The organism is Streptomyces sp. NPDC048106 (assembly GCF_040706415.1).
In the GTDB taxonomy this organism is placed as follows: domain Bacteria; phylum Actinomycetota; class Actinomycetes; order Streptomycetales; family Streptomycetaceae; genus Streptomyces.
This window is the reverse complement of record NZ_JBEZND010000014.1, coordinates 13,193-32,996: the sequence shown is the minus strand read 5'-3', so window position 1 is coordinate 32,996 and position 19,804 is coordinate 13,193. Positions and strand designations below refer to the sequence as shown.

15 protein-coding genes are annotated in these 19,804 nt (G+C 75.3%); 8 read left to right on the top strand and 7 right to left on the bottom strand.

Annotated elements, in window-relative coordinates; translation table 11 throughout:
• Positions 1-66 precede the first annotated feature (66 nt).
• Positions 67-1,485 (top strand): HEAT repeat domain-containing protein, encoded by a 1,419-nt coding sequence (locus AB0927_RS16705; RefSeq protein WP_366668325.1) that lies wholly within the window; start codon positions 67-69, stop codon positions 1,483-1,485.
• A 97-nt stretch (positions 1,486-1,582) separates the two neighbouring features.
• On the opposite strand, the gene AB0927_RS16700 is transcribed toward AB0927_RS16705, so the two are convergent.
• The 5 genes from AB0927_RS16700 to AB0927_RS16680 all read right to left on the bottom strand — a co-directional run bounded on the left by AB0927_RS16700 (position 1,583) and on the right by AB0927_RS16680 (position 6,051).
• Entirely contained in the window at positions 1,583-2,452 is an 870-nt protein-coding gene (locus AB0927_RS16700; protein WP_366668323.1) for a biotin-dependent carboxyltransferase family protein, read from the bottom strand.
• Positions 2,449-3,066: an allophanate hydrolase subunit 1 gene (locus tag AB0927_RS16695; protein ID WP_366668322.1), complete on the bottom strand. Its 618-nt coding sequence runs from the start codon at positions 3,064-3,066 to the stop codon at positions 2,449-2,451. Before AB0927_RS16695 ends, AB0927_RS16700 begins: the two co-directional genes overlap by 4 nt.
• Positions 3,063-3,821 carry a 5-oxoprolinase subunit PxpA gene (locus AB0927_RS16690; RefSeq protein WP_366668321.1) on the bottom strand — a complete coding sequence of 253 codons (759 nt, stop codon included), beginning with the start codon at positions 3,819-3,821 and terminating at the stop codon, positions 3,063-3,065. Before AB0927_RS16690 ends, AB0927_RS16695 begins: the two co-directional genes overlap by 4 nt.
• Before the next feature lie 92 nt (positions 3,822-3,913).
• The gene (locus tag AB0927_RS16685) at positions 3,914-4,753 is read right to left on the bottom strand and encodes a putative hydro-lyase (RefSeq protein WP_366668320.1); all 840 of its coding nucleotides are present in this window, start codon (positions 4,751-4,753) and stop codon (positions 3,914-3,916) included.
• Entirely contained in the window at positions 4,750-6,051 is a 1,302-nt protein-coding gene (locus AB0927_RS16680; protein WP_366668319.1) for an MFS transporter, read from the bottom strand. Before AB0927_RS16680 ends, AB0927_RS16685 begins: the two co-directional genes overlap by 4 nt.
• Before the next feature lie 126 nt (positions 6,052-6,177).
• Here AB0927_RS16680 and AB0927_RS16675 point away from each other — a divergent pair, with 126 nt between their 5' ends.
• From AB0927_RS16675 to AB0927_RS16660, 4 genes are all read left to right on the top strand, one after another.
• Positions 6,178-6,879 (top strand): GntR family transcriptional regulator, encoded by a 702-nt coding sequence (locus AB0927_RS16675; RefSeq protein WP_366668318.1) that lies wholly within the window; start codon positions 6,178-6,180, stop codon positions 6,877-6,879.
• A 129-nt stretch (positions 6,880-7,008) separates the two neighbouring features.
• Entirely contained in the window at positions 7,009-8,532 is a 1,524-nt protein-coding gene (locus AB0927_RS16670; RefSeq protein WP_366668317.1) for a hypothetical protein, read from the top strand.
• A gap of 94 nt (positions 8,533-8,626) precedes the next feature.
• Positions 8,627-9,505 carry a hypothetical protein gene (locus tag AB0927_RS16665; protein ID WP_366668316.1) on the top strand — a complete coding sequence of 293 codons (879 nt, stop codon included), beginning with the start codon at positions 8,627-8,629 and terminating at the stop codon, positions 9,503-9,505.
• Between the two features lie 55 nt (positions 9,506-9,560).
• Positions 9,561-14,204: a hypothetical protein gene (locus AB0927_RS16660; RefSeq protein WP_366668315.1), complete on the top strand. Its 4,644-nt coding sequence runs from the start codon at positions 9,561-9,563 to the stop codon at positions 14,202-14,204.
• Between the two features lie 31 nt (positions 14,205-14,235).
• Here AB0927_RS16660 and AB0927_RS16655 read toward each other — a convergent pair whose 3' ends face one another.
• Complete coding sequence (locus AB0927_RS16655) at positions 14,236-15,015, bottom strand: IclR family transcriptional regulator (protein WP_366668314.1); 780 nt, start codon at positions 15,013-15,015, stop codon at positions 14,236-14,238.
• 201 nt (positions 15,016-15,216) lie between these two features.
• Positions 15,217-15,657 (bottom strand): hypothetical protein, encoded by a 441-nt coding sequence (locus tag AB0927_RS16650; RefSeq protein WP_366668313.1) that lies wholly within the window; start codon positions 15,655-15,657, stop codon positions 15,217-15,219.
• 407 nt (positions 15,658-16,064) lie between these two features.
• Between AB0927_RS16650 and AB0927_RS16645 the strand changes: the two genes are divergently transcribed.
• From AB0927_RS16645 to AB0927_RS16635, 3 genes are read left to right on the top strand one after another with little or no spacing between them, the layout of a single operon-like run.
• Complete coding sequence (locus AB0927_RS16645; protein ID WP_366668312.1) at positions 16,065-18,962, top strand: nitrate- and nitrite sensing domain-containing protein; 2,898 nt, start codon at positions 16,065-16,067, stop codon at positions 18,960-18,962.
• Positions 18,959-19,393, top strand: coding sequence for a roadblock/LC7 domain-containing protein (locus AB0927_RS16640; RefSeq protein WP_366668311.1), 435 nt, complete (start codon positions 18,959-18,961; stop codon positions 19,391-19,393). Before AB0927_RS16645 ends, AB0927_RS16640 begins: the two co-directional genes overlap by 4 nt.
• Before the next feature lie 9 nt (positions 19,394-19,402).
• A complete protein-coding gene (locus AB0927_RS16635; RefSeq protein ID WP_366668310.1) occupies positions 19,403-19,798 on the top strand; it encodes a DUF742 domain-containing protein in 396 nt (131 codons plus the stop codon).
• The last annotated feature ends 6 nt before the right edge of the window (positions 19,799-19,804 follow it).

Sequence of the window (19,804 nt, the reverse complement as noted above, 5' to 3'; positions counted from 1 at the left end):
GTGTCACGCGGCCAGGTAGTTGCGTGTTCCCCGGTTGCGTCGACGCTTGATGTGAGGCTGTTTCCCATGTTCGATCCGGTCATAGCGCCCAGCGGTACGCTGCTCGGCCTGCTCCAGCGGGGCCGCGGCGACGGCACGCTGCACGCGCTCACCGCCCCCCGCGCCGAGGCGCTCGCGGCCCTGAACCACTGTGTGCTGCGCGATCCCCGCCACGACTGGCAGGTGGAGAACCGCTCCCTGTACTACGCCCGGCTCTTCCTCGACCTGAACGGCGAGCTGGACGCCGTCGAAGCACACCTCTTCGACCCCGAGGACCACCTCGACACCGAGGAGTCCCGCACCGGCCTGGCCCTCGCGGTGCTCGGGCACCTCGCGTCGTACGGCCGCCGGGACGCCCTCGACCTGCTGCGCCGGTACGCCGCGCAGGGCGCCAACTGGGCCTGGGCGCTGGACGAGCTGGCGCTGCGGGACGACGACGCGGGGCTGCGCGCCCTCGCCGTCCCCGTGCTCGCCCGTTTTCCCGCCGACCCGGAGGGCGAGGCCGAGCTGGCCACCGTCGTGCGCGACGCCTTCGAGCCGCGGCCCTGGCGGCTGTGGGCCGAGGACCCGCGCGACGGCATCGGCGCGCGGGTGCGGGCCGCCCACGAGGCCGGCTCCTTCGACCGCTGGCAACGGCAGATGCGGCCGACCGGGCCCCGGCCCGGCTGGAGCGTGCGCGCCGTCTTCGAGTGGGCCCAGCAGGGCCTCGACCGCGGCGCCGCCCTCCATGTGCCCGCCGCCCGCTGTCTGGTCGCCGTGGCCGGACCCGAGGACCGGCCGGAGATCCTCCAGGCCGCCCGCGCCGGCACCGACGGGGCCCGCTGCACCGCCCTGCGCTATCTCGCCGACAGCAATGACCCCGGGGCACTCGATCTGATCGAGGCCGCGGTCGCGGACGGCACCGCGGTCGTCGTGGAGGCGGCCGTCGACGCCTTCGAACGGATGCGCAGTATCGCGGCCGCGGACCGGGCGCGGGGCTGGGCGCAGCGCCCCGACGTGCTCGGCGCCGCCGCCGGACGCATGCTCGCCTGCCGCGGCGGCGCCCAGGACAGCCCGCTCGTCCTCGGCGCCCTGCGCGAGGCCGTGCGCGGCGAGGGCCCCGACGCGCCCACGCTGTGGACCCTGGTGGACGGCACCGGACGCCTCGGCATCGCCTGCGCGGCACCGGTGCTGCGCCACATCTACCGCGAGACCGCCTCCTCCCACCTGCGCGGCCGCGCCGCCCGCGCCCTCGCCGCCACCGACCCCTCCTTCGCCAGCGGCTTCGCCGTCGAATGCCTCTGGGACTGCGAGGAGACCACCCGGGAACTCGCCGCCCGCCACGCCGAGACCGGCGACACCCGCGTCGTCGAACGCCTCCGCCGGCTCGCCGCCGACCCTGCCGAGGAGGACGAGGTGCAGACGGCGGTACGGAGCCGCTTCGGGCCGGACATGTCGGCGGGCTGACGAGGATCCGGGACGCCCGCGTACGCGACGCGCGCCGGCGCCCGGCGCGACCACCCGTTGGAGCACGACGCTCACGGGACGGAGGCCGGCGAACCGGTCAGCGGCGGCCCGCCGGCACGAACCGCAGCGGCGTCCCCGGCGCCGCCTGGGCCGCCGCCGGGAGGTCGGCGGCGCGGACCACCGCGATCACCGGGTAGCCGCCGGTCGTCGGATGGTCGGCGAGGAAGACCACCGGGCGGCCGTCCGGCGGCACCTGCACGGCGCCCAACACCATTCCCTCGCTGGGGAGTTCCCCCTGCCGGGCCCGTTCCAGGGCCGGCCCCTCGGTGCGCAGGCCGATGCGGTTGCTCGCCGAGGACACCCGGTAGGCGCGCGCGGTCAGGTCGTGCCACCCCCGGGCCGTGAACCAGTCCGCGCGCGGGCCCGGCGCCACCCGGAGCACGAGTTCCGCGGGCGGGCCCGGCTGCGGGGCGGTGTCCACGCGCGCGGGCGGCCCGGCCGGGCGGCCGAGCGGCAGCACCGTGCCCTCGGCGAGCGGGGCCGGGCCGAGGCCGGACAGCAGGTCCGTGGCGCGGCTGCCGAGCACCGGCTCGACGGTGATGCCGCCGCGGACGGCGACGTAGCCGCGCACCCCGGCCGACACCGCGCCCACCTCCAGGAGTTCCCCGGCGGGCACCACGACGGGCGCGCCCCACGCCGCCGGGCGGCCGCCGACCGCCACCGGGCAGGGCGCCCCGCCGACCGCCACGGTCACCGTGGAACGGGGGCGCAGCGCACAGCCGTCGAGCGTCGTCTCCAGCACGGCGGCGTCCGGCGGATTCCCGGCCAGCCGGTTGACGAGCGCCGCCGCGGGCGGGTCCAGCGCCCCCGAGCGGGGCACCCCGAGATGCGCGTACCCGGGCCGCCCGAGGTCCTGCACGGTGGTCAGCATCCCGGGCCGTACGACGACGAGCGCACGGTCGCTCATGCCCCCTCCACCGGCACGAACCGCACCCGCGTGCCCGGGGCCAGCAGCGCGGCCGGTTCGCGGGTGTGGTCCCACAGCACGGTGTCGGTGGCGCCGATCAGCTGCCAGCCGCCCGGCGAGGTGCGCGGGTACACCCCGGCGTACGCTCCCGCGAGCGCCACCGCGCCGGGCGGGACCGCCGTGCGCGGGGTGGCCCGGCGCGGGACGTGGTAGCGGGCCGGGAGCCCGGTGAGATAGCCGAAGCCGGGCGCGAACCCGCAGAAGGCCACGGTGAACTCGGTGCCCGCGTGGATGCGGACCGCCTCCCGCTCGGGCACCCGCCAGTGCGCGGCGACGGCCGCGAGGTCGGGCCCGTCGTAGCGCACCGGGATCTCGACCAGGGCGCGCGCCCGCGGCGCCGGCGGCGCCCCCGCGCGCGAGGCCAGTTCGCTGGCCCAGCGGGCCGGGTCGGGCAGTCCGTCGAGCAGGACCGTGCGCGCGGCGGGCACGATCTCGCGGACGGTCAGCGCGCCCTCCGCGCGGCGCCGCAGCAGGTCCGCGTGCAGGGCCTGCGCCTCCTCGACCGAGGCCACCTCGACCAGCAGCGCGTCCTCGCCGACCGGCAGCGCCCTCATGTGAAGGCCTCCACCCGCACGCCCGCCGCGACCAGCCGCGCCCGCACCCGCCGGGCCAGCTCCACCGCGCCGGGCGTGTCGCCGTGCAGGCACAGCGAGCGGGCGCGCACCCGGATACGCGCGCCGGAGTGCGCGTCGACCACACCGGAGCGCGCGAGCCCGACCGAGCGCCGTACGACCGCCTCCGGGTCGCTCACCACCGCGCCGTCCCGGCCGCGCGGCACCAGCGTGCCCTCGTCGGTGTACGCGCGGTCCGCGAACGCCTCCGGCACGGCCGGCAGGCCCGCCTTCCGGGCCAGGGCCAGCAGCCGGGAGCCGGGCAGGCCGAGGACCGGCAGCGCGGGGTCGGCGAGGAGCACGCCGTCGATCACCGCGCCCGCCTGCTCCTCGTCGTGCACGACCCGGTTGTAGAGCGCGCCGTGCGGTTTGACGTACGCCACCCGGGCCCCGGCGGCGCGCGCGAACACCTCCAGCGCCCCGATCTGGTAGGCCACTTCGGCCGTCAGCTCGGCGGGCGGCACCTCCATCGCGCGCCGCCCGAACCCGGCGAGGTCCCGGTAGGAGACCTGGGCGCCGATCGCCACCCCGCGGTCGGCGGCCAGCTCGCACACCCGGCGCATGGTGGCCGCGTCCCCGGCGTGGAAGCCGCAGGCCACGTTGGCGCTGGTGACGACGGACAGCAGCTGTTCGTCCTCGGTGAGCCGCCAGCGGCCGAAGCCCTCGCCGAGGTCGGCGTTCAGATCGATCGCGCTCATGGTCGTTTCCGTGTCTCCGGTTCGTCGGGTCGTTCCCAGGTGCGGCGCGGCCCCCGCGCCGCGGCCGGCCGGTCGTCTCCGGCACGGCGGCGTCAGTCGACGCCGACCAGCCGGTACTGCTCGTCGCGGGCGTCGGTCAGGAACATCTGGCCCGGGGCGTGGGTGATCGCGAACGGCGGGCGGGAGGCCATCACCGCGGCCTGCGGGGTCACGCCACAGGCCCAGAACACCGGGATGTCGCCGTCCTGGAGGGTCACCGGGTCGCCGAAATCCGGCCGGTCCAGGTCCGCGATGCCGAGGCCGGCCGGGTCCCCGCAGTGCACGGGCCCGCCGTGCACGGCCGGCAGCAGGCTGCTCTCCCGGATCGCGGCCCCGAGGCGCTCGGGCGGCACCGGCCGCATGGACACCACCATCGGCCCGCGCAGCCGGCCCGCCGGGCGGCACGGGCGCTCGGTGAGGTACATCGGCACGTTGCGGCCCTGCTCGACGTGACGGATCGGCACGCCCGCCCGGCTCAGCGCCCATTCGAAGGTGAAACTGCACCCGATCAGGAAGGCCACCAGGTCCCCGCGCCAGTAGGGGCGCGCGTCGGACGGCTCCGCGACCAGCTCACCGTCCTGCCACACCCGGTAACGCGGCAGGTCGGTGCGCAGATCGGCGTCCTCGGCGAGCACCGTCGTCGGGGAACCGGCGTCGGTGACGTCGAGCACCGGACAGGGCTTGGGGTTGCGCTGGCAGAACAGCAGCATGTCGTACGCCCAGTCGGCGGGCACCGCGATCAGGTTGGCCTGGGTGTGCCCGGCCGCGACGCCGGCCGTGGGGCCGGCGAGACCCGCGCGGAACCGGGCCCGCGCGGTCCGCGGGCTCCAGGCGGACGCTCGCTCGTCGAGCGTGGTGACGGGACGGTCCCCGGTGCGCTGCACCCGTGTCATGCCAGTTCCTTCCCGCGCGTCTCGGGCAGTCCGAGCAGCGCCAGTGCCGCGAGCCCGTAGCCGACCGCGCCGAAGGCCAGCGCGCCGCCGACGCCCCAGCCGTCGGCCAGGAAGCCGACCAGCGTGGGGAAGACCGCGCCCACCGCGCGGCCCGTGTTGTACGTGAAGCCCTGTCCCGTGCCGCGCACCGCCGTCGGGTACAGCTCGCTGAGGTAGGAGCCGAAGCCGCTGAAGATGGCCGACATGCAGAACCCGAGCGGGAAGCCCAGCACCAGCAGCACGGTGTCGGCGCCCTGCGGGATGTGCGCGTACGCCAGCACGCAGACGGCCGACAGCAGCGCGAACAGCCAGATGGTGGCGCGCCGGCCGAGCCGGTCGGTGAGGTGACCGCCGGTCAGGTAGCCGAGGAACGCGCCGCAGATGAGGAAGGCGAGGTAGCCGCCGGTGCCGACGACCGACAGGCCGCGGCCGGACTTCAGGTACGTCGGCACCCAGGTGGCCAGCGTGTAGTAGCCGCCCTGCACGCCCGTGGACAGCAGGCTCGCCAGGAGCGTGGTGCGCAGCAGCCCCGGGGCGCCGGCGCGGGCCGGCCGGAAGATCGCGGTGAACGAGCCCCGGTGCGGGTCCTGTTCGCGGGCCGCGAGGGCCACCGGCGCGTCGTGCACCCGGCGGCGCAGCCACAGCACCAGCAGCGCGGGCAGCGCGCCGGTCCAGAACATCACCCGCCAGGCCAGGGCGGAGTCCGCGAAGGAGAAGACCAGCGTGTAGACCACGGCGGCCAGCGCCCAGCCGACCGCCCAGGAGCTCTGGACCGCGCCGAGGGTACGGCCCCGGTGGCGGGCGGAGGCGTACTCGGCCACCAGGATCGCGCCGACCGCCCACTCGCCGCCGAAGCCGAGTCCCTGGAGCGCCCGGAAGACCAGCAGCGTCTCGTAGGTGGGCGCGAAGCCGCAGGCCACGGTGAAGACCGCGTAGGTGAGCACCGTGATCACCAGGGCCCGGACCCGGCCGACCCGGTCGGCGACCACGCCCGCGAGGGCGCCGCCGACCGCCGAGACGACCAGCGTGACGGTGGTGAACAGCCCTGTTTGGCCGCTGTCCAGACCGAAGTACGCGGAGAGCGCCACCATGCTCAGCGGCAGCGTGAAGTAGTCGTAGGAATCCAGGGCATATCCGCCGAAGGCTCCGGCGAACGCGCGCCGCCCGTGCGGGCCGAGGTCGCGCAGCCAGCCGAACGCGCCGTCCTGCTCGGCCTGTTCGGCCGGCGGGGCGGTGGCGGGAGGAGGAGTCGTGCTCATGGGCACCTCGCAGAAGGGGACGGAGGGTGCGGTGAAGTGAGCCGTGTCGAGCACCGTAGAGGATCGTTCAACGATCCTTCAATACCCGTGTTGTTTCGTCCCGGTGTCTGCGATTGAATTCCGGGCATGGCAGAGCAGCTGGCGGGACTGGCCGACGACCGCGCCCTCCTGGGCCGTACGAGCACGGCGGAGAGGGTTTCGGACATCCTCAGGAGCCGTGTCGCCGACGGGTACTTCCCGCCCGGCACCCGGCTGTCCGAGGACAGCATCGGCGGGGCGCTCGGCGTCTCCCGCAACACCCTGCGCGAGGCGTTCCGGCTGCTCACCCATGAACGGCTCCTCGTCCACGAGCTCAACCGGGGCGTGTTCGTACGGGTCCTGACCGTCGAGGACGTCGAGGACATCTACCGCACCCGCGCCCTCGTCGAGTGCGCCGTCGTACGCGGCCTCGGCGACCCGCCGTACCCCCTGCGGGGACCGGCCGACGCGGTCGCCGCGGGCGAGACGGCGGCCGCCGAGGATGACTGGAAAGCGGTGGGTACGGCCAACATCCACTTCCACCAGGAACTGGTCGCCCTGGCCCGCAGCGAGCGCACCGACGAGCTGATGCGCAGCGTCTTCGCCGAACTCCGGCTGGCGTTCCACCTGGTGGACGACCCGCGGCGGCTGCACGGGCCGTACCTGACCCGCAACCGCGAGATCCTGGAGGCGCTGGAGACGGGGGACCGCGGCGGCGCCGAGGGGATGCTGGAGAGGTACCTGGCGGATTCCCTCGAACGCGTCGTCGAGGTGTACCGGCGCCGGGTCGGCGAGGAAAGCGCCCCGTAGCGGCGCGGGCGACCGAGCGCTCCCGCGGCGGGCGGACCGGCACCCGGAAGACGGCCGCGCGTCCGTCGGCCGAACCGGCGGAGCTTCCCGTTTGGGTGGATGTCGGACCGAGGACCTACTCTGTGCACCGTGACTTCCCCGGTACCGACGGACCCCGCTCCGCCCCAGCTCAGCGCCGCCGCGCGGCCGGCGCCCGGCCCCGCCGCCGACGAGGGCCTGGCCCGTCGGCTGCGCGCGCTCGCGTGCACCGCGCCGCTGCACGACCTGGACGCGCGCAAGGGCAGCCTCGCCGGCGAGTACTCGGTGTACGGCATGGCCGAGGTGGCCCTCGCCGCCATCGACCTGGTCACGCTGAACATGGACTTCGACACCGGCGCCGACCACGAGCAGATCGTCGCCCGCCTGATCCCGCGCATCGCCGCCCAGGCCCCGCACCGCCCCGCGGCCGAGCACGAGCGCGTGGCCCGCTGGGTCCTGGAGAACCTGATCAACGTCGGCAGCGTGGACCGCGGCTTCCGCGCCGTCTACGGCACCTTCACGGCGGACGGCACCTATGTCCGCCGCGACTACGACTTCAAGCTGATCGAGGAGGTCCCGGGCCCCGGCGGCACGGTGTACCTGCGGACCACCGACGAGGCGGTCAACGTCCTGGTCGGCGCCCTCGACACCGACGTCACCAGCGCCCAGATCGCCGCCGAGGTCAAGCTGGAGGTACTGATCAACCGGGGCAGGCTCGCCGACGCGCAGCTCGCCGCCGAGCAGGCCCGCTACCGCACGGTGCAGTACTCCGAGACCCTGCGCCGCGCCCTGGACGCCACCCGGCGCAACGTGCGCGCGGTCGACTGGCTCAGCGCCGTGCCCGACATGATCGCCGAGGCCCTGGACCACGTGGCCGACCGCTACCGCCACGAGAACGCGATCCTCACCAACATCCGCAAGGCCCGCGACGAGACCGAGGAGCCCGAGCACAAGCGGCGCGCCGCCGAGCTGGTCGACATCGTCAAGGACTGCATCCGCCGGCACACCCAGCTCCAGTCCCGGCTGCTGGAGGCGGGCCCGCTGTTCCGCGCGGAACAGGACCGGCAGGCCTTCGCCACGCCCGCGAGCACGTCGGGCATCGACCTCTACGGCCATCTGGTCGCCCCGGTGCTGACCCTGCCCGTCGAGCGGGCGACCCGGGTCACGGACGCCTTCTTCGCCCGGGGCACGGGCCTGCGCACGCCGGTGTCGGTGCGGGTCGCCGACCTCGTGGACATCCTGCTGACCCCGCCCGTGGAGCGCGAGCACCTGGGCGCGGAGATGCCCGAGCCCGACCTGATCGCCACGCCGGACGACAGCCGCTTCAGCGAGGAGCAGCTCGCCACCGCCATGGAGCTGCTGGACCTGCCCGCCGACGCCCCGCGCCGGCTCTCCGGGCTGCTCGCGGAGGCCCGGCGCACCGGCGACCCCGACCTGGCCTACCTGGTCGCCCTGCTCGCGGTCCACGCGGCCAGCCCCGCCGTCGGCACCGCCTACCGGCAGGGCGAGGAGCGGCTGCTGTTCGCCGTGGACGACGGCACCGAACTGGACGACCCCGAGTTCGGCGGCGCCGACCTGATCGTCGGCATGGCGCTGCTGGACGCGGCCGGCATGGCGGCGGACCGAGCGGCGTGAGCCGGCCATCAGCGGCCTGAGCAGGCCGTCAGCGGCCGCGTGAGCGGTCCGGAAGCAGCATGAGCAAGACAGAAAGCGACAAGGAGTCAAAGCCGTGAGCGAGCACGTCGAGTGGAGTGACACCGAGGCCCCGGCCCCGTCGGCCACCGCCGCCGTCACCCCCGCCGACGCCGCCGACGCGGCGCGGCTCGTCGCCTACGGGCTCCAGCCCAAGCTGCAGCCCGCCCGCGACCAGGACTACACCGAACTGCTGCGCCGCTACCGCGAGGACCCCGCGTTCGCGCGGCTCGCCGACGCCGTCGCCACCGGTCTGGGACTCGTCGTCCTGGAGGTGTCCCCGCGCGCGGGCATGGCCGTGACCGCCGCCGAGGACTCGGTGTTCGCCGTCCGCATGGGCGACTACGCGCGTCGCACCACCGCCGACTCCGGCGACCGCTTCCTGCACGGACTCGCCCATCTCGCCGTCGCCGCCCTCGCGTTCCCGCGCCCCGAGGACCTGGCCGACGACGGCTACGTCGGCCGCGTCACGGTCAACGGCGTCGACGCGTTCGTCCGGCAGGCCTGCCGCCGCCTGGAGGAGCGCGCCGAGGAGCAGGGCGAGAACACCGACCCCGCGACCGACGCACCCGGCCTGGAGGCCGCCTGGCGGATCTGGGCCAGACGCAGCGCCACCGGCGCCACCAAGGACGCCCGCCGGCCCGCCTCCTCCACCACCGGCATCGTCGCCAAGGCCCTCGCCTTCCTCACCGACTCCGGCTTCCTCCAGCGCACCGGCGACGAGGGCGGCGGCACCTACCGCACCACCGCCCGCTACCAGCTCCAGGTCCGCGACATGGCCGGCACCGCCGCCATGGCCGAACTCCTCGAACTGGGCGTGGTCCCGGTGACCGACGGCACCGCCAGCCTGCTGCCCGCCGAGGACACCGACGACCTGGACCTGGTGGCCGACGCGGGCCTCCCCTTCCACTCCTGACGCGCCCCGCGCCCCCGAACGACCGCACCCTTCACCAGACTTACGAGAGTCCGCCATGTACGAGCTGTCCCGGGTCCGCCTCTACTCCATCGGGCCCGCCGGTGCGCGCTACGCCGACACCGTGCTTGACCTGCGGGGCGTGGGCGAGCCCGTGCCCGAACCGGCGCCCACCCAGGCGGAGTTCTTCGAGGAGGAGCCGTCCGGGCCGCCGCGCCGCCCCGCGCCCGCGGGCGTGCTGTTCCTGGAGAACGGCGGCGGCAAGTCGGTCCTGCTCAAGCTGATCTTCTCGGTGATGCTCCCCGGCCACCGCAACACCCTCGGCGGCGCCAGCTCCGGTGTGCTGCGCAAGTTCCTGCTCGCCGACGACTGCGGCCACGTGGCCCTGGAGTGGCAGCACGTGCAGACCGGCGAGTGCGTGGTGGTCGGCAAGGTCAGCGAGTGGCGCGGCCGCCAGGTCTCCAACGACCCGCGCAAGTTCGCCGAGGCCTGGTACTCCTTCCGGCCCGGCCCCGGACTCAGCCTGGACAACCTGCCCGTGGCCGAGTCCACCGCCGTACGGCCGTCCGCCGAGGGCGCGTCCGGCGCCCAGGGCCGCCGCCGCACCATGAAGGGCTTCCGCGACGCCCTCACGGAGAGCGGCAAGGCCTACCCGCACCTGGAGGTGCACTGGGAGGAGATCCACGAGCGCTGGACCGAGCACCTCGGCGACCTCGGCCTCGACCCCGAACTCTTCCGCTACCAGCGGGAGATGAACGCAGACGAGGGCGAGGCGGCCGGCCTCTTCGCGGTCAAGAAGGACTCCGACTTCACCGACCTGCTGCTGCGCGCGGTCACCGACACCCGGGACACCGACGGCCTCGCCGACCTGGTCAGCGGCTTCGGCAACAAGCTCGGCCGGCGCGCCGAACTGATCGCCGAACGCGACTTCACGGCCGGCTCGGCCGACCTGCTCGGCCGGATCGTGGAGGCCGCCGACGCGCGCGGCCGCGCCCGGGACATCCACGCCGGGGCCGAACGCCGTACCCGCGCCCTCGCCCGGCGGCTGTCCGCGCGCGCCGTCCAGGAGCGGATCCGGGCCGCCGACCTCGCCCAGCGGGTCACGGCCGCCGCGTACGCCGTCACCCACTCCGAGGGCGCCCGCGAGCGCAGCTCCCTGATCGCCGCCGAACTCGCCTACCGGCACGCCTCGTTGGCCCTCGCCGCCGCCGAGAAGGCCGCCGCAGCGCAGAAGCGCGAGCTGGCCGACGCGCGCACCCTGCACTCCGCCTGGCAGGCCGCCGAGGCCGTGCTGCGCCACCGCGCCGCCGCCGACCGCGTCGCCCGCGTCTCCGCCGCCATCCAGGAGGCCGAGCGGGACGCGGCGCCCGCCCTCGCCGCCCGCGCCAAGGCCGCCGTGGACCTCGTACGCGTCCTGCACACGGCCGCCGAGGGCGCCGAGAACCTCGCCAACGAGGAGGAGGAACGGTCCGCCGCCCTCCAGGAGGCGGGCGACGCGGCCCACCGCGACTCCACCGCGGCCGCCACCGAGGCCCAGCGCGCCCGCAGCGAGGCCGGACACCTGCGCCAGCGGCTCACCGAGGTCGAGCAGGAGACCGCCGAGGCGGTCCGCGCCGGGTGGCTGGACGACACCGCCCCCGACGCCGACCCGGCCCGCGCCGCGCTCGCCGCCTCCGACGCCGAGAAGACCACCGTCGCCGCCTGGGACACCGCCCGCGAGGCCGCCCGCGCGGCCACCGAGCACGCCCGCGAGACGGCCGCCGCCGAGTCCCGCGCCGAGCTGACCGCGGCCCGCGCCGCCGACGCCGCCACCGCGGCCGAGCGCGCCCACGACGCCGAACGGCGCCTCGCGGACGCGCTCGCCGCCGAGGAACGCCTCGCCGAACTCCTCGGCCTGCCCGGTACGCCACCCCGGGCGGGCCTGCCCGCCCAGCGCACCGACGAGCCCGGCGGCGCCCCGCGCACCGACCAGGACCGCATCCCCACCGGCCCGCTCACCGCCGCCGAACTCGACCGCTGCGCCGACGAGTTGCGCGAACTCCTGGACGACGCGGTCGCCACCGCCGAACGCCAGCTCTTCGACCTGCGGACGGCCGCCGCCGACGACGCCCGCATCCTCGGCGCCCTCGGTGACGGCGGGCTGCTGCCGCCCGGCCCCGACGTCCTGGCCACCGTCGAGTTCCTCGGCGAGCACGGCATCCCCGCGCTGCCCGGCTGGCGCTACCTCGCCCAGGCCGTCGACCCGGCCGACCACGCCCGTGTGCTCGCCGCCCGGCCCGAACTGGTCGACGGCGTCATCATCACCGACCCCGACACCCACGCACGGGCCCGCGAGGCGCTGGGCGACGCGGCCCTGCTGCCCCGCTCCGCCGTGGCCGTCGGCACCGCCGCCGCCCTGCTCGCCCCGGCCCCCGCCGAGGGCACCGCCCCGGACGGCGTGTTCCTGGTGCCGCCGAACCCGGCCATGCACGACGAGCACGCCGCCGACGAGGAGCGCCAGGCCCTGCGCGCCCGCGCCACCGAGCGCGACGAGGAGATCCGGGCGCTGGCCGCCCGGCTCGGCAAGGACCGCGAACTCGCCGCCCGGCTCACCTCCTGGCGCACCGGCTGCCCCGCCGGGCGCCTGCTCGAACTGGCCCGCGCCGCCGAGGAGGCCCGCGCCTTCGCCGCGGAGTCCGAGGCCGAACTCGCCGAGGCCCGCACCCTGCGCGCGGAGGCCGAGGAGACCGCCGCCGAGGCCACCCGGCTCCGCGACGAGCGCCAGGAGGCCGCGCAGAAGGCCCGGCGCGCCGCCGACGCCCTCGCCGGACTCGCCTTCCGGCTGCGCGAACGCGCCGGCTGGCAGGCCCGGCTGCGTGAACTCGCCGACGAGGCCACCGAGTACGAGGCCCGTGCGCAGACCTGCCTGGAACGCGCCCGTGCCGCCGACGAGGACCGCCGCGCCGCCCAGCGCGCCGCCGACGACGCCCGCCGCACCGCGCGTGCCCTGCGCGCCGAGCGCGCCGAGATCGCCGGCGCCCCCGACGACGTACCCGCCGAGGACACCGACGCGCCCACGGCCTCGCTGCCCGCGCTGCGCGAGGCCTACCGGGCCGCCTCCCAGGTGTACGAGAAGGTCGGCGTCGGCGCCGACCTGCGCGCCGAACAGGCCCGAGCCGAGAGCGACGAGAGCGCCGCCCGCGCCGAACTGGACCGGCTCAGCAACAAGGTCCGCACCCGCGCCGAGCAGCTCCTCCAGTCGCCCGACGGCTCCGACGGCCCCTCCCGGCAGGCGGCCGCCGCCCGCGCCGAGGAACTGGTGCAGCTGCTGGAGACCCGGATGTCCACCGCGAGCGAGCAGCTCGGCCGGCTGCGCGGCGAGGCCGAGCGGCACGCCCCCGAGGACGGCGAGGCGCACACCGCCTTGCCCGGGGACCAGGTGCCGCGCGACGCCGGGCACGCCCAGGCGCTGCTGCGCACCGCGACCACCGAACTCGCCACCCGCACCGAGGCGCTGGCCCAGGCCCGCGACGCCCACGGTGAACTGCTGGCCGCCCACCGCGCCGCCGAGGACGCGGCCGGCGGCTTCGACGAGATCGCCGCGATGCTCCGCGACCTGCTGCGCGAGCAGGCCACCGAGGAGGAGCAGGACGAGCCCGAGCCGTACCCCGGCAGCCTGGAGGAGGCCCGGCAGTCCGCCGCCGAGGCCCGCCGCTCGCTGCGCGGCTGCGCCGCCGACCTGTCCGCCGCCGAGGCCGGCGTGCGCGAGGCGAGCGACGTACTGGTCCGGCACGCCAACTCCACGCGCTACGAGCAGGTGCGCACCCCGGCCCGGCAGCAGATCCGCGAGCTGCCCGCCGCCGCGCTGCCCGAGCACGCGCAGAAGTGGGCGGACGCCTTCGCGCCCCGGCTGCGCGTCCTGACCGACGAGCTGGCCCAGCTTGAGCGCAACCGCGACTCGATCGTGGACCGGCTGCGCGGCCTCGTGGAGTCGGCCCTCGCCACCCTGCGCTCCGCCCAGCGGCTCTCCCGGCTCCCGGAGGGGCTCGGCGAGTGGTCGGGCCAGGAGTTCCTGCGCATCCGCTTCGAGGAACCCGACCAGGCCACGCTCACCGAACGGCTCGGCGAGGTCATCGACGACGCCACCCGCGCCGCCGTCAGGAAGAACTCCGACCTGCGCCGCGACGGCATGTCCCTGCTGCTGCGCGGGGTCGCCGCGGCCCTGCAGCCCAAGGGCGTGGCCGTCGAGATCCTCAAGCCCGACGCGGTGCTGCGCGCCGAGCGCGTCCCCGTCGGGCAGATGGGCGACGTCTTCTCCGGCGGCCAGCTGCTCACCGCGGCCATCGCCCTGTACTGCACCATGGCCGCGCTGCGCTCGAACGACCGGGGCCGCGACAAGCACCGGCACGCGGGCACCCTGTTCCTGGACAACCCGATCGGCCGCGCCAACGCGACCTACCTGCTGGAACTCCAGCGAGCCGTCTCCGACGCCCTCGGCGTCCAGCTCCTCTACACGACGGGCCTGTTCGACACCACGGCCCTCGCCGAGTTCCCGCTGGTCATCCGGCTGCGCAACGACGCGGACCTCCGGGCCGGCCTGAAGTACATCAGCGTCGAGGAACACCTCCGCCCCGGACTGCCCCAGCAGCCCCAGCCGGGGGAGGCGGGGCACAGCGAGATCACGGCGACGCGGATGTTCAAGAAGCCGGCGGTGAACGCGTAGGTCCTGCGACGGGCCGTCGCCCGGCGGCCCGTCAGAAGCCGTACCCCATGCGGCGGGACAGCTCCGTGCCCGCCGCGACGACCCGCCGGGCCACCTCCGCCAGCCGGTCCGGGTTCAGCCGGTACACAGGTCCGGAGACGCTGATCGCCGCGATCACCTCGCCGTCGTGCGCCCGCACCGGCGCGGCCACCGCGGCGAGGCCCGGTTCCAGCTCCTCGGCCGTCAGGGCGTAGCCCTGCTCCAGCACGGTGGCCAGCTCGGCCCGCAGCGGCGCGGCGCCGGTGACGGTGTGTTCCGTGAACCGGTGCAGCGGTCGCGCGAGCAGGTCCTCGCGCGGGGCGGGCGGCAGGTGCGCGAGCAGTACCTTTCCGCTGGAGGTGGCGTGCAGCGGGGTGCGCCGGCCCAGCCAGTTCTGCGCGGCCACCGAGGCAGTGCCGCGGGCCTGCATGATGTTGACGGCTGCGTCCTCGTCCAGCACCGCGATGTTCACGGTCTCGCCCAGTTCGTCGGCGACCTCGCGGCAGACCGGGACGCCCTCCTGGGAGATGTCCAGCCGCACCGCCGCCGCCCCGGCCAGGCGCAGGACGCCGGCCCCCAGGCAGTATTTGCCGCGATCCCCCACCTGGGCCACCAGGCCCCGGTTCTCCAGGACGCCGAGCAGCCGGAACGCCGTGGACTTGTGCACGTCCAGCTCCGCGGCGATCTCGGTGACGCCCGCCTCGCCGTCACGGGCGAGGATCTCCAGCACGCTCACGGCACGGTCCACCGACTGCACCGCACCGGCCGCTCCCTGCTTCCGCGCGTGGGCCATGGTTCGGCTCCCACCCTCTGTCGGCCGGTCCGGGATCTGTTGCGCACAGCGCGTGTGGCTGCGCCATACGAAACTTCATCGTACCGAAGTGGCCGGTTCCGGCAGGGCCGGAAGAGACGGGACCGGATGAGACAGGACCGGCTGACGGGATCGGATGAGACGGGACCGGCGAGACGGGCGGGCGCGGCCCGGCGGGCCGGTTCAGGGATGCGACAGCTGCCCCGCGCCGCCCCGTCGCCGTATCCGCTCCTGCTCCCGCAGCGCGGTCCGCTCCTGGCGCCGGCGGGCCCGCCGCTCGCGGCGCAGCGCGCGGGCCGTGCTGCTGGGCTCGGAGACCACGCCGTACCGCTGGTTCCACACCTGGCGGGTCACCCAGACGTCGACCACCGCCCAGGTGGCCACCAAGGTGCTCGCCACGCTGCTGATCACCATGGGAAACGCCGGCCAGGACCCCGCCATGGCGCAGAGGAACGCCACCATCGCCTGTATCAGCGTGACCGAGATGATGATCAGCGCGCGCACCGCCGCCGTCCGCACCGGATCCGGCAGCGGATGCCGCCGCGCGGGCTCCTCGACCCACAACGGCTGACGGTCCCGCCGTGTCCCGTACCGCTCCGCAGTGCCCTTCACCGTGTCACTCACTCCCCACCGCCGGGTGACCCCTCGCCCCGATGTCCGAAGACCCGACTCCCCATTAGCTGCCCGGCTTGCGCGGATTTACGCCGCCGGGATGCGGGACGGGGCCTTTGCGGCCCAATCCGCACCAACTCCCATGGAGAAGGACGAACAAGGCCCCACGAAGATTCCCACCTTGGGAAAAATTCCAGCCAACCGCCGTTCCCCGCCCATGGTGTCCGGCTCCGGGGTACCCGCCGGATCGCGGTGGCAATCTCCCGCAATGCCCGGACAACTCGCCCCGAGACGGCGCCGATACGGAAGTTCACCTTCCGGACATGCCTTCGAGTTACCTGTATGGCGGTAGTAGGCTCGCGCCGTTTGTTGACGCACATGCGCACCCCCGGTCCGCGGGGGTCGAGCTGGGGGAGGCCATGCGCTTTCGCGGGAAGTCGATCCGCCGGAAGATCGTGGCGCTGCTTCTCGTGCCGCTGCTGTCCCTGACCGCCGTCTGGGGTTTCGCCACGGTGGTCACGGGCCGCGACGTGACCCAGCTCTTCCGGGTGTCGGACGTCATGGAGAACATCGGCTACCCCACCGAGGACACCGTCCGCGTCCTCGAACAGGAGCGCCGCCAGACCCTCGTCTACCTCGCCGACCCGCGCGCCTCCGACTCCCTGCTGGCACTCCAGCGCACCCGCGCCGCCACGGACCGTGCGATCGCGAAGGTTCGCAAGAACGCGCGGCAGCGCGACCTGCGCAGCGGCCTCGGCACCCAGGGCGGCGAACACCTCACCGCCGTCCTTGACGCCTTCGGCGGCCTGGACTCGCTGCGCCACAGCACCGAGGGCGGCACCCTCAGCCGTGCCCAGGCCTTCGACCTCTACAACCGCCTGATCGACCCCTGCTTCTCGCTGCTCGCCGGGCTCGACGGCATCGACGACGTCGAGATGGACAAGCAGTCGCACGCCCTGGTCAACCTCATCCGCGCCCGTGAGCTGCTCTCCCGCGAGGACGCCCTGCTCGGCTCCTCCCTCGTGGTGGGCCGGCTCACCCGCGAGGAGACCCGCGAGCTGTCCGACCTCGTCGCCCAGCGCACCCTGCTCTACGACATCAGCCTGCCGCTGCTCCCCGCGGCCGAACGCGAGCGCTACGAGCGGTTCTGGAGCAACGCCGGTACCGCCCCGCTGCGTTCGGCCGAGCAGTCCGTCATCGAGACCGGCTCCGGCGCCCCCGGCAGCGTCACCGCCAAGAGCTGGGACGCGGCCGCGGGCAGCGCCCTGGACGACCTCGGCACCCTGGACGACCAGGCGGGCGACCGCTTCCAGGACCGTATGCACCCCGTCGCCATGCGGGTCATCGCCCAGGCCGCCGTGGCGGGCCTGCTCGGCCTGCTCGCCCTCCTCTTCTCCCTCGTCCTGTCCGTCCGGATCGGCCGCGGCCTCATCCGCGACCTGCGCCTGCTGCGCCTGGAGGCGCACGAGGCCTCCGGCGTCCGGCTGCCCGGCGTGATGCGCCGCCTGTCGGCCGGCGAACAGGTCGACGTGGAGACCGAGGTGCCGCGCCTGGAGTACGACAAGAACGAGATAGGCGAGGTCGGCCAGGCCCTCAACACCCTGCAGCGCGCCGCAGTCGAGGCCGCCGTCAAGCAGTCCGAACTGCGCGCCGGCGTCTCCGAGGTCTTCGTCAACCTCGCCCGCCGCAGCCAGGTGCTGCTGCACAAGCAGCTCACCCTCCTCGACACCATGGAACGCCGCACCGAGGACACCGACGAACTCGCCGACCTCTTCCGGCTGGACCACCTCACCACCCGCATGCGCCGGCACGCCGAGGGCCTGGTGATCCTCTCCGGCGCGGCACCCTCCCGGCAGTGGCGCCGCCCCGTGCAGCTGATGGACGTGGTCCGCGCCGCCGTCGCCGAGGTCGAGGACTACGAGCGCGTCGAGGTACGGCGCCTGCCGAGGGTCGCCGTGACCGGCCCGGCCGTCGCCGACCTCACCCATCTCGTGGCCGAACTCCTGGAGAACGCCACGCTGTTCTCGCCCCCGCACACCGCCGTCCAGGTCATCGGCGAGCGCGTGGCCAACGGCTTCACCCTGGAGATCCACGACCGGGGACTCGGCATGACGCCCGAGGCGCTCCTGGACAGCAACCTGCGCCTGGCCGAGACCCCCGAGTTCGAACTCTCCGACACCGACCGGCTCGGCCTGTTCGTGGTCAGCCGCCTCGCCCAGCGCCAGAACGTCCGCGTCTCCCTCCAGCCCTCGCCCTACGGCGGCACCACCGCCATCGTCTTCATCCCCGACGCGCTGCTCAGCGACGAGGTCCCGGACACCAACGGCCTCGGATTCCGCCTCGACCGGGAGCGGGCGGCGAGGAACTCCGGGCGCGCCGCCGACGGCTCCCGGGCGGCACTGCCGCGCTCCGGCCCGCCCACCACCGTCCTGGACGGTCCCGTGGAGCTGGAGTCGCCCGTCGGCCTCGACGCCCTGGACGACTTCCCCGGCGCCCTGGCGGACGAGGACAGCGAACGCGGCGGGCTCTTCCGCCACCGCCGCGCCCTGACGGGGGCCGACGGCCTCGCCGAGGAGGCGGCCGGCGACCGCCCGGCGGGGGAGGAGAGCGGCGAGCACGGACTCGTCCCGCTGCCGCGCCGCCACGTGCCCAAGCTGGTCAGCTCGCACGGCAAGCCGGTCACCGACCAGCGCCCCCACCGCCCCGAGCAGGGCCACCGGACCACCACGGAAGCGGCCCCCACCGACCGGGACCGGTACGGCTCCGACCGGTACGGCTCCGACCACGACGCGTCCGGCTCCGCCCGCGAGGCGCACCGGGCCGACCGGGAGCCGTACCGCGGCGGGCCGCTGCCCCTGCCCCGCCGGGCGACCGCCGCCCCGCACCCCGCGGCACCGGCCGACCGCGGCGCGGCGGACGAGAGCGCCCCGGCCGCCGGCCCCGGCGGGACCACCGGCGCCGGACGGCCCTTCGGCGGCCCCTCGCTTCCCCGGCGCACCCGCCCGGCGGCGGGCACCCCGAGCGGCCCGGGCACCCCCTCCGGCGCACCCCGCGACGACGCCGACGGCGCCACCGGACCCGGCGACGGCACCCTGCCCCGCCGCGTGCGGCAGGCCAGTCTCGTCCCCCAGCTCAGGCAGGACCCCGAACGGCGTTCCGGGCGCACCGACGCGCCCGCCGACCGCGACGCCGACGAGGTCCGCAGCCGGATGGCCTCGCTCCAGCGCGGCTGGCAGCGCGGCCGTGAGGAGAATGCCACGGGCGAGACTGCCCGCACCGGCACAGCACAAGGAACCACTAAGGGGGACGGTCGATGACCGCACCGAAGGCGACCGACCACACGGCGACGGGCAACGGGGAGCTGAACTGGCTCCTGGACGACCTGGTCGACCGTGTCGCCAGCATCCGCAAGGCCGTCATCCTCTCCGGCGACGGCCTGCCCACCGGGGTGTCCAAGGACCTGACCAGGGAGGACGGCGAGCACCTGGCCGCCGTGGCGTCCGGTTTCCACAGCCTGGCCAAGGGCGTGGGCCGTCACTTCGACGCGGGCGGCGTCCGCCAGACGGTCATCGAACTGGACGACGCCTTCCTGTTCGTCACCGCCGCCGGCGACGGCAGCTGTCTCGCCGTCCTGTCCGACGCCGACTCCGACGTGGGCCAGGTCGCCTACGAGATGACGCTCCTGGTCAAGAGGGTCGGTGTGCACCTGGGCACCGCCCCGCGCACGGGCCTGCCCACGGGCGGGTAGTGGGATGACATGAGCCAAGACGGTCAGGTGAGCAGCCACTGGTTCGACGACGACGCGGGACCGGTCGTCCGCCCCTACGCCATGACGCGCGGCCGTACCACCAGTACGGCCCAGCACCGCCTCGATCTGATCGCGGTGGTCGTCACCGAGCCCGCCGCCGGGGACCCGGAGACGGATCCGACGCTCTCGCCCGAACACGTGGACATCGTGGACCTGTGCCGCGACACCCCGCAGTCGGTCGCCGAGCTGGCCGCGGAGCTCGACCTGCCCATCGGCGTCGTCCGGGTCCTCATCGGCGATCTCGTGCACGCGGAACTCGTCCATGTCACCCGGCCGGTGCCCCCGGCCGAACTGCCGGACGAGAGTATTCTGCGCGACGTGATCAACGGCCTGCGGGCGCTGTGACCGGCG

Excerpts from the sequence above, each read along its gene's own strand:
- AB0927_RS16655 (WP_366668314.1), bottom strand. The coding sequence starts at position 15,015 with ATGGCCCACGCGCGGAAGCAGGGAGCGGCCGGTGCGGTGCAGTCGGTG.
- AB0927_RS16690 (WP_366668321.1), bottom strand. The coding sequence starts at position 3,821 with ATGAGCGCGATCGATCTGAACGCCGACCTCGGCGAGGGCTTCGGCCGC.
- AB0927_RS16675 (WP_366668318.1), top strand. The coding sequence starts at position 6,178 with ATGGCAGAGCAGCTGGCGGGACTGGCCGACGACCGCGCCCTCCTGGGC.
- AB0927_RS16700 (WP_366668323.1), bottom strand. The coding sequence starts at position 2,452 with ATGAGCGACCGTGCGCTCGTCGTCGTACGGCCCGGGATGCTGACCACC.
- AB0927_RS16695 (WP_366668322.1), bottom strand. The coding sequence starts at position 3,066 with ATGAGGGCGCTGCCGGTCGGCGAGGACGCGCTGCTGGTCGAGGTGGCC.
- AB0927_RS16635 (WP_366668310.1), top strand. The coding sequence starts at position 19,403 with ATGAGCCAAGACGGTCAGGTGAGCAGCCACTGGTTCGACGACGACGCG.
- AB0927_RS16660 (WP_366668315.1), top strand. The coding sequence starts at position 9,561 with ATGTACGAGCTGTCCCGGGTCCGCCTCTACTCCATCGGGCCCGCCGGT.
- AB0927_RS16640 (WP_366668311.1), top strand. The coding sequence starts at position 18,959 with ATGACCGCACCGAAGGCGACCGACCACACGGCGACGGGCAACGGGGAG.
- AB0927_RS16645 (WP_366668312.1), top strand. The coding sequence starts at position 16,065 with ATGCGCTTTCGCGGGAAGTCGATCCGCCGGAAGATCGTGGCGCTGCTT.
- AB0927_RS16680 (WP_366668319.1), bottom strand. The coding sequence starts at position 6,051 with ATGAGCACGACTCCTCCTCCCGCCACCGCCCCGCCGGCCGAACAGGCC.
- AB0927_RS16685 (WP_366668320.1), bottom strand. The coding sequence starts at position 4,753 with ATGACACGGGTGCAGCGCACCGGGGACCGTCCCGTCACCACGCTCGAC.
- AB0927_RS16705 (WP_366668325.1), top strand. The coding sequence starts at position 67 with ATGTTCGATCCGGTCATAGCGCCCAGCGGTACGCTGCTCGGCCTGCTC.